The following is an 8871-nucleotide window of genomic DNA, read 5'->3' as shown; positions in this document are numbered from 1 at the left end:
GATCGGTGAGGGTGTAGGTGGCACCCTGCTTGACGTTCCGAATCATCTCCGTCGGATTCTGCCTTAGCTGCCCGACGCTGATTGTGCGCTCCATGACAACAGAGTACGACAAGGTAGATAAATATCTACTGCCGTGCGCCTCGAAACCGTCCGAGCGTGGACGGAGCGCACTGGTGAGGTGTATCTCGCCTGGCTGACGTCGAACGGGCTGCTATCCGCGGCCGGCGCCGCGGCGATCTCTAACTGGTCTCGGAACAGCCGGGTCGTCAGCATCGGGCCGATCGCATTGACCTCGACTTCGGCGAGGAAGTTGCTCGCGCTCAGCTCGAACGGGCCACGGTGATCTGCGGCGGCGCCGAACGCTCGGGCGTCCGTACCGGCGGCGTTGACCAGGAGGTCCGCACCTCCAGCTGCGCCCACCTCCTCCGCGAGCCTGGCGATCGACTCCTCGTCGCACACGTCGAGGTAGCGGACTTCTATTCCGAGGTCCTGCAGACGCGCGACGTCGTCCGGACGCCGACATCCCGCCCACACGGCAGCACCTGCCCTGGCGTACGCCTCGACGAGTGCACGGCCCAGTCCACGCGATGCGCCCGTCACAACGACCCGCCGGTCCATCCCGACATCCTCCTCGAATATCCCGACAAGCACTCGGTCGTCTCGCGCGCAGGGTTGTGAGAAGGGTCAACTCGAAGAGACGGCCCTCACGACCTCGCACACCGATCTGGCAAATTCGCGGGTTCAGGCTCTCTCAACGCGCGCGTCGATCACCCGCACAGTCTGGTTGTCAATTTCGATAATGTGGTGGCTGAGGGCATCGATTTCACGGTGGTCGTGGCTCGTGAAAATCATTGTGGTGCCCCGTCGTTGCTGCTCGGTGAGGAGCGCTCGCACCTTCATGGTGCTGGTCCTGTCGAGCGCGTTGAAGGGCTCGTCGAGCAGGAGCACCTCGGGGCCCTCCATGAGCGCTTGAGCGAGGGCGAGTTTCTGTTTCATCCCGAGTGAGTAGTTGCGGACCTTCTGCTTCAGGGCGGGCTCGAGACCGACGCTGTGAAGGGTGTCGTCGACGTGCTCGGCGGTGATCCGGTGCTGTATCCCTGCGAGCTGGAGGAGGTTATTGCGCCCGGTGAGATTGCCGAGGTACGCGGGGGCGTTGAGCGTGACGCCGAACCGGTCGGGGTAGGAGCGGTCTCGGCTCAGGTAGGTCGGGTCGATGGTGACCGTGCCGCGGTCGGGTAGGGCGAGACCGGCGAGGAGCTTGAGCAGCACGGTCTTGCCCGAGCCGTTCGGGCCGACGAGTCCATAGGTACGTCCGGGCTCGACGGTGAAAGACACGTCGTGGAAGAGCTCGACGTTCCTGAAACGCTTGGCGACATCGGTGACGGTGATCACGGGTCTGGTCGTTGTCAGCATGGTGGCCTTTCAGGTGGTGCGCCGCAGGCGCTGGAGGACCAGGAGCGCTATTAAGGCCGTGGCCGTGGTGGTGACGAAGAGCGTCGCGGTTACTGGGAGGGCTGATCGCCATCCGTCGAGTGCGTAGCCCATGCCGGAGAGCTGCACGGGTAGCAGGGGCTGAGGTTGGCGATGGGGAAATCCGAGTGCCAGGAGTACCGCGGCGGCAGCGAGCCCGCCGACTCGGTTGCTGGTGCCGATGGTCGCGGTGAGGAGCACGAGCACGTAGACCAGGAGTTGGAGTGCCCCGTTGACCAGAAGCTGAAACAGCCAGGGCATCAAGCCGACGGTGGGCAAGGTGAACGTGCGGCCGCCGAGCAGTAGGTACCAGGCGGTGCTTGCGACGCTGAGCCCGAGGGGCAGTGCGGCGACGGGGAGAGCGATCCGGCGGACGACCGCGATCAGCCAGCGGTGATTGCTCCCGTAGCGCAGTAACTCCAGCTGCATCCAGGTGTCCCGCCGCTCGGCGTAGGGCGCAGTGAGGAGGTAGGCGACGCCGATGAAGACGATGGCGGTGCCGATGAACTGCAGGTATGTGCCGGTGCTGCCCCACAGCGCCGCTGTGATCGCTTCGAACAGCGTCAGCTCTTTCGGTTCTGTGCTGGCGACAAGTGCACCGGCGGTGAGGAAGAGCCCGCCAGCGACAATGGCCCCGCTGCGCATCAGGCGAGGACGTCCAGCCGGGACAGTCGTCGCAGCAGCATCAGCCACAGTCCGACAACGCAGACGATGAGGGCCAGTAGCGGTGCCATGCCGACGATCAGGGGGGCTTGCGTATAGCCAAAGGGGAAGAGCGAGTTGATGACGCTGAGCCGGTCTTGGCCGACCAGTATCACTGCCGCGTGCTGGACCGCCAGCAGTAGGAACGGCAGCCCCAGCCCGATCACCGGCCGCTTCACCAGCAGGAGGCAGGCCATTCCCAACGCCGTGCACGTCGCTGCACCGAGGCCGACCCAGGCGGAATAGAACAGGCCGAACGGCATGGGACCTGCGACCAGCAGCTGACTGTAGGTGTACTGCCGATAGACGTCTTCGGCGCCCCAGGGGTGCCCGTTGATGAGTGTGCCGGCTGTGTCGATACCAGGGTTGCCGATCGCGGGCCAGACGATGAACGCGACGGTGAAGGCGGCAAAGGTCGCGGCGAAGAACACGACGAAGCTGGTGCCCATCGCGACCAGCAGCTTCGCGTAGACGTAGCTCTCTACCCGAACTCGGGTGCGAGTGTTGGAGACGAACCGGTCTCCGAGCTCCTGGAAAAAGCGGAAGCAGCTGACCAGCATCAGCAGTACCGGAAACAACAGAGGCACGAACCCGTCGAGCGCCGACGCGAAGATGCCGGCGTTCGACGTCGTAAGACTGCTGCCGGTGAGGAACCCGTGTCGGAGGAGCATCTCCAGTAACGGCAACGCGACGACCACGGCAGTGGCGAGGACCGCAACGACGCCGAAAGCTGCGCGGAACTCCGCCCTGAAGACCTCCCGTGGCACTGCGATCAACGCGAACCCGATCGCGCCGCGAGCGACCGATCCCTCGGACATGCCCAACGCCTTCGCGTCGCGGAGGTCCGCCATCCACTGCTCCCGGTACCGATCACGCGTTGTCGCAGGCAGCGTCATTGCTGCCAATCCCACCAGCGCCCGGGTCGTGCGGCTCAACTCGTCGCTCCCGAAGCACGAGCACCGGCGCCTACGGGACGGGCAGCAAAGCGCGCCACCGTCTGTGCGGCGGACGCTCTACCGCCATCGGTCAGCACGTAGTACCGGCGACGCGGACCCGGACGCGACGAATCGTCCTCCCATCGAGACTCCACCCAACCGGCGGTCTCCAGCCGATCGAAGATCGGGTACACGGTGCCCGGCTTTCGGCCTGTGGCCTTGATGACGACCAGGCCCCACAACGGCTCGTCTGCTGCCAACAGCGCACGCAGCACGTCCACCGTCGCCCCGGTTACTCGCTCCACACCAACCATCTGCCTACAGTATCTATATCGCATAGCGCGCGTACGCCGACTCGCGGACCGACTTGAGGCCGGTGCCAGGCTTGTCAGACGATCTGGTGTCGACTCGGCAGGACCCCGCGGCCCCGCGGTGAAATCGAACGCGGGTGCGTAGCCGGCCAAACGGCCACGGCGATGCCAACTGCAGCTGATGCATCTGGAACCGCGACCGGTCGATTTGTTCGCCCGTGACGGCGCGCAGGTCACCGACACCGGTGCCGGAGCGTCGCAGCGATGCGGGATTGGAGTACGGAGTACCTTGCTGATCAGGTATCGCGCGAAATTTGAGGAGTTTGGGCGGTGGCCGGGGGGCACGACGAGTCCGACGATTGCCAGAACGAGCACGATCAGCAGCGCTCCCGAGTCGGGGCCGCTCTCAGGACCAGGCAGGTGAATGGTGTGCGGCGAGCGAGGGTGGCTGTGCGGCCTACTCTGCGTGCTCTGCCTTCGTTGGCCAATGGTCGTCTGCCGATAGGGCGCTGGCCCAGTAATAGGGCATCAGTTCCACGAGGCGACGACTGGACCAACCGGTTGCGTCGGTGCTACCAGCGACGCCCACCTCAACATCGGGGCCCCAGAGGGTCGGGCGTTCTTGACGGACTCCGTAAGGGTCGAGAACCAGGTCCTTCTCTCGGTCGTCGCTCCGGTTCACGCATATGGAGGCGACCACCTGTCCGTCGATTGCGTACGCCTGCGCAAGAGGGCCAACCTCGGCGCAGAAGCCTGCAGCTGAGTTGATATTGACGAGACCAATACCGGTCAAAATCGAACCGTCATCCAACCAAATTGCCGCGGCAGTCTTCCAGAATGAGTCGCTGAGCCGATCTCAATCAGCGAGACAGCGGCCTCGTACAGCTCCAAGTCGGCATTCACTCGTTCATCGTCGCCCCACTACTTCACCGGGCCCGCAGCGGCGTCCCGCTTTCAGGGTTCTGATACTGATGCACGGCGTGATCGTCGGGGCCTCGCAGGTGAGCCGTAGTCTCTCGACATACGCAGTAGGCCTTGGTGGTGGAGGGGTGTGGGGGCGTCCACGGTGTGATGCTCGTCGTCGGGGTCTCGGCGATTATCTGGGGAAGCGCGCTGGAACCACGTACGGCATCGCGCTCGTTGTCTGATCGTGGTCCGTACCGTGCTCGTCATCCGGGTCATGCTTCACGGCCTGCGGAACACCCTCGACAGGCCGAGAAGTAGACACCGCGCGTCTCACGAGCAGGGCGTTGAGACCGTTATCGTTCGAACTCGGCGAACACTGCGACCACTACGGAGCCGCTGCTCTCTTCAGCAGGCAGGTCCGCGCGTTCCCCGGCAGTCACACACGCGGGAAGGCCGCCCGGCTGATTGCAGGGCGGCCTTCTCGGTCTCCTAGGACGAGCTTGCCTAGTTGACTCGATGTTCCGGGCCGGTCGGGGCGGTATCGACGACCTTGACGGTCACGGCAGACGATTCGGTGACTTTGCCTGCGGGGATCCCGTATCCGGTCCTGGTGGCGACGCGGCGTTCGCCGATCATGAGTCCGGTCTGCGGTTCGATGACGATTTCTACCCGCGCACCGGTCGTGGGCTCGACACGCCCGATCGCGACTCCTGTTCGTCCGTCGAGCACGGTCTCCTTCTCGGTGATCGTGACGCCGGGGATGAGGGCAGCAGCGCGGTACATGGCTGCGCGGAGATCTGCGGGGACGATGCCGGTGCGCAGCTGGCCGGCAATCCATTCGAGGGCCACGCCGTCCGGGGATTGTCCTTGCCCGAGCGTGGTCCGGTAGATCCGGTTGAGCAGCACCCGAGGGTCTCGGGGGAGCGCGGCGAAGTCGGCCTCGTCGGCGGGTGTGCCGTAGAAGTTTCCGTCGCGACCCCTGATCAGTTCGTTCTTGCCGTCGTACCGCTCACGTGTGCTGGCGTACTGGAGCAGTGCATGCTTCTTCGCCGCCGTTGAGAAGAAGTCGACCGGCTCTTCGGGACTCCGGACGAGGCTCCACTCGTCGTGCCGGTCGTAGGGGATGTAGGTCGTGTCCGTGCCGCGGTCGAGCCAGCGCAGCTGCGTGTCCCCTGAGGTGTCCGAGTTGAGGTTCACATGGTCGGTGGTGATGGCGAGGTACTGGCCGGGACGGACCACAGGGTCGGCGGTTCGGATCGTGTCGACCGCGGCGTTGTCGAGCAGCTCAGCTGCTTCGGCGCTTGCGCCGGGGCGCAGGCCGGCGACACCGATGGTGTCGGTCATGACCAGTCCGACCACCACTGCTGCGGCGGCGAGGGTCATGACCAGCGTCCGACGCACATGCACCGCCCTGCGTCGCTTGGCGACGTGCTTCTCGCCGCGCTGTTCGGCGGCAGTGATTCGGTCGTTGAGTGCATCGAACGCGTCGGTCAGGGCCGCCTTGGTCGGGGCGGCGGTGTCGGCGTCAAGCCGTCGCAGCAGCGTCAACTCGTCCATGATCGGTCTCCTTGGAAGTGGTGCCGGCCGCGCTCTGGCGGAGGGTCTGTCGGGCTCGGGACAGTCGGGACCGGACAGTGCCGACTGGAATGTTGAGGGCGGTCGCGATCTGTTCGTTCGTCAGGTCAGCCCACGCGTGCAGCAGCAGGACGTCGCGGTCGCCTTCGGACAGTGCTCGTATTCGGACCGCGATGCGGCGGATGTCAGCGGTCGCATCAGCGCGCGCCGCCACCCGCCCAAGACCGTCGTCGTCGTCCTCGCGCTCCGCTGCCCGCGCAAGCGCGTTGAGGTGCCGCGCCTCGCGGCGCCTGTGAGCGGCGAGCAATGTTGTGGCGATGCCGTAGAGCCAGGGGCGGGCATCGGTGTAGGTGTGATCGAACCGTTCTCGCCGCTCGAAAGCGACGAGGAACGTCTCGGACATCACCTCGTCCGCGACCTCGGTGCCGGCTCGTCTGGCGATGTAGCGGTGCACGACTACGGCGTGCCGGTGGAAGAGATCACCGAACGCTCGAGGGCTGTCCCTCGAGCGTTTGATGACGTCGCTGTCTGTGCTCATACCTGTATTGGTTCGATGAGGGCTCAGCGTTCACGCTCTCGAGCCCCCACAACAGGTGATACACGAAGTTCGATCCAAGAGCTCGCCGACCATCGCGCGATGCTCGACCTCTCCGCGGCGGTTCAGCGCATCTCACGGTCAGGGGTTTTGAACAGTCGCAGTGCGTCTCTTGCGGTCATCGCCCGCGTCGTTGATCATCGCGCTGACGACGCGCAGGTCGCGAACCCATGAGGTATCGAGTTGCGGTCGTTGGATGGTCCAGACACCGACTCGGCTCTCTGTAGCGAGGCGTTCCTGGTCCACGCAAGGTCTTGGCGGAAGGTCGTATGCGCATTCGGTTCATGCGGCTCGCGGTCAGTTCCCCACTTCGTCAACACAACGCCACCAACCCGCCTTAACCGCTGGCGCCTCCTTCGGGCTGGTACTAACCCGCCCCGGGAGCAGTCGGGCGCTGACCACGACGAAGGGTACAGCGACGTATTGACCCCGCCCGGACTTTCTCTCTTGCGAGCAGGCTTCCGGGACCCAGGTGTTGAACGCGGCGAGTTGTGAGCCGTCGCAGGGGGCAATTTCACAGCGGCAGCGGCGCCCGGATGCGTCGAACGTCGAGTCATGCGGTGGAAACGAGGCCAATGGAGGGCGCTTATGTGCCGTGTGGAGGCGGCGCGCCGGGTGCGGGCTGTCGTCACGGGAGGTACAACTAACCCATGTTTCGCCCGAGTAAGAAGATGGCTGCCGTTGCCGCAGCCGCCCTCATGGTGGGAGTCGGTCTGCTGTCCGCGGCACCCGCGACAGCCACGACGACGACCCGCGTTGTGCCGGTGGTCGGGACAGGGCACTACCTCGTCTACGGGAAGTACACGCCGGTCGCCTCCGGCAAGGCGACGGTGAATCTGTACTCACTCGGCAGCGATGGGCACACTCGGGCCCTCGGATTGATCAAGACCACCACGCCGAAGAGCATCCCCGCGACCGCGTCCGGCACGGTGCTGGTGGCACCGAAGGACGGCGTGGAGAACTACCGCTGGGACCTCACGACCGGAGCTCGGACCACGATCGCAGAACAGACCGTCGCTGCACCGGACGGGTACGCCAAAATCGGTAGCAACGGCAAGACCGGCGTCGACAGTCGCTCGGCCGTCGTCCTGGTCACCGCAGCGGGCTCGACCAGCATCGGGGTCCCGTTCCCTCGGGGTGAGAACGTCGACGGATCCATCCGCCTTCAGAGCGGCAGCGCGGGTGTCACCATCACGGATAACAACGGGCACATCCGCTACATCGCCTTCGCCAACCCCGGCGTCGTGCGTTCGCTGCATACGTACAACAAGGGAGGGAATGACGCCTCCGTGGGCTGCGCTGCGTTCACCTCGGTCTCCGTCGCCTGCTCGGGTTTCGACGAGGACCGCGTCACCCTCATGGGCGTCCAACTCGACGGCACCAAGTTCTCGCACACCACCGCTCACTGCGTGAACACGCCCGCTGCCCTTCACACAGCAATCGCTTGGGTGGGCTGTAAGAACCGCCTAGAGGTCCTGCACTCCGACAACTCGGTCACCACCTCCACGACGACGTTCGGCACCGCGAAACCGGTCAGCGCTTTCGGGAAGGTCGTCCTGCAGAGCAACACCGGCACCAGCCTGCAGACGATGACTCGCGCTGGATCGAAGCCCGCGACTATCGTTCCTGCAGGCTGATTCCAAAGGGGTCGACCGCCCTGTCGGGGGAGCGGTGCGCCGCGACCAAGACAGCGGTCTGAGATGGTCCCGCGGACCACAAGGATGCCTGGTGGCCGAGAACGATCACGCTGTCGAATGGTGTCGAGCGTGGTCCTGCTGCTCGAGGCGAGCGAGCCAGGCGTCAACATCGGAGGCCCGCAGGCGCAGCTCTCGACGGATGCGGAACTCGAGCGCTCCGCGGCCCTGGCTGCGCAGGTCATAGGGCATTTGTCAGCTCACGCCGAGCCGTGCGGCGAGCAACGAAGGTCACGAACGGGGCGAACGGATGCACGCTGGAGATCGTGGAGTCCGTGCAACAGAGGCGGGCGCGTCCCCCAGGCCGATCCAGTCATTCCGAGACGCGAGCCGATCATGGGCGGAGTGTGCTGCGAAACGCCGGAAAGCGTATCTATTTCCTCCGCTGAGGACTTCGGAATAGCTGTTTGATCAGCTGTTTGGTGGATCTGACGGGACTCGAACCCCTGACCCCCTAGTTGAGTCGAAGGGTTGTCCTGCCTTGATTCTGGATGCGTACCGTCGAATAGTGTCGAGCTAAGTACCTGATCAGCGGGAATAAGTCCGACGTCGTGAACTGAACGTTCCCGACTGTAGCGAAGTACCCGGAGCCCTCTTGGGCTTCTTCGAACTGTCTGAAGTGCCGAGTTTGTGCCGAGCTCGTAGGGCGCTGACTGGTCGCGTCCCCTGGGGCCCGACCCCGC

Annotated in this window: 8 protein-coding genes; 1 reads left to right on the top strand and 7 read right to left on the bottom strand. The window is 64.9% G+C overall.

From position 1 onward, the window contains the following. Positions 1–63: 63 nt before the first annotated feature. The 7 genes from ACFE67_RS12470 to ACFE67_RS12440 all read right to left on the bottom strand — a co-directional run bounded on the left by ACFE67_RS12470 (position 64) and on the right by ACFE67_RS12440 (position 6437). Entirely contained in the window at positions 64–618 is a 555-nt protein-coding gene (locus tag ACFE67_RS12470; RefSeq protein ID WP_375407201.1) for an SDR family NAD(P)-dependent oxidoreductase, read from the bottom strand. Between the two features lie 123 nt (positions 619–741). Then, positions 742–1392, bottom strand: a complete 651-nt coding sequence (locus tag ACFE67_RS12465; RefSeq protein WP_375407200.1) for an ATP-binding cassette domain-containing protein — start codon at positions 1390–1392, stop codon at positions 742–744. 30 nt (positions 1393–1422) lie between these two features. Next, positions 1423–2115, bottom strand: a complete 693-nt coding sequence (locus tag ACFE67_RS12460) for a hypothetical protein (protein WP_375407199.1) — start codon at positions 2113–2115, stop codon at positions 1423–1425. Next, positions 2115–3023 (bottom strand): hypothetical protein, encoded by a 909-nt coding sequence (locus ACFE67_RS12455; RefSeq protein ID WP_375407198.1) that lies wholly within the window; start codon positions 3021–3023, stop codon positions 2115–2117. Before ACFE67_RS12455 ends, ACFE67_RS12460 begins: the two co-directional genes overlap by 1 nt. Positions 3024–3103: 80 nt before the next feature. Beyond that, positions 3104–3421 (bottom strand): PadR family transcriptional regulator, encoded by a 318-nt coding sequence (locus tag ACFE67_RS12450; protein ID WP_375407197.1) that lies wholly within the window; start codon positions 3419–3421, stop codon positions 3104–3106. Between the two features lie 1407 nt (positions 3422–4828). Further along, positions 4829–5881 (bottom strand): CU044_5270 family protein, encoded by a 1053-nt coding sequence (locus tag ACFE67_RS12445; RefSeq protein ID WP_375407196.1) that lies wholly within the window; start codon positions 5879–5881, stop codon positions 4829–4831. Further along, positions 5850–6437 carry an RNA polymerase sigma factor gene (locus ACFE67_RS12440; RefSeq protein WP_375407195.1) on the bottom strand — a complete coding sequence of 196 codons (588 nt, stop codon included), beginning with the start codon at positions 6435–6437 and terminating at the stop codon, positions 5850–5852. Before ACFE67_RS12440 ends, ACFE67_RS12445 begins: the two co-directional genes overlap by 32 nt. Positions 6438–7144: 707 nt before the next feature. Between ACFE67_RS12440 and ACFE67_RS12435 the strand changes: the two genes are divergently transcribed. Then, positions 7145–8131, top strand: coding sequence for a hypothetical protein (locus ACFE67_RS12435; RefSeq protein WP_375407194.1), 987 nt, complete (start codon positions 7145–7147; stop codon positions 8129–8131). Positions 8132–8871: the final 740 nt, after the last annotated feature.

Source organism: uncultured Amnibacterium sp., assembly GCF_964244015.1.
In the GTDB taxonomy this organism is placed as follows: domain Bacteria; phylum Actinomycetota; class Actinomycetes; order Actinomycetales; family Microbacteriaceae; genus Amnibacterium.
The sequence above is the reverse complement of the archived record's forward strand: the minus strand, read 5'-3'. Positions and strand labels throughout refer to the sequence as shown.

Bases quoted from the DNA above. Each gene is read 5' to 3' on its own strand.
- ACFE67_RS12470 (WP_375407201.1), bottom strand. From the start codon at position 618: ATGGACCGGCGGGTCGTTGTGACGGGCGCATCGCGTGGACTGGGCCGT.
- ACFE67_RS12460 (WP_375407199.1), bottom strand. From the start codon at position 2,115: ATGCGCAGCGGGGCCATTGTCGCTGGCGGGCTCTTCCTCACCGCCGGT.
- ACFE67_RS12455 (WP_375407198.1), bottom strand. From the start codon at position 3,023: ATGGCGGACCTCCGCGACGCGAAGGCGTTGGGCATGTCCGAGGGATCG.
- ACFE67_RS12450 (WP_375407197.1), bottom strand. From the start codon at position 3,421: ATGGTTGGTGTGGAGCGAGTAACCGGGGCGACGGTGGACGTGCTGCGT.
- ACFE67_RS12445 (WP_375407196.1), bottom strand. From the start codon at position 5,881: ATGGACGAGTTGACGCTGCTGCGACGGCTTGACGCCGACACCGCCGCC.
- ACFE67_RS12440 (WP_375407195.1), bottom strand. From the start codon at position 6,437: ATGAGCACAGACAGCGACGTCATCAAACGCTCGAGGGACAGCCCTCGA.
- ACFE67_RS12435 (WP_375407194.1), top strand. From the start codon at position 7,145: ATGTTTCGCCCGAGTAAGAAGATGGCTGCCGTTGCCGCAGCCGCCCTC.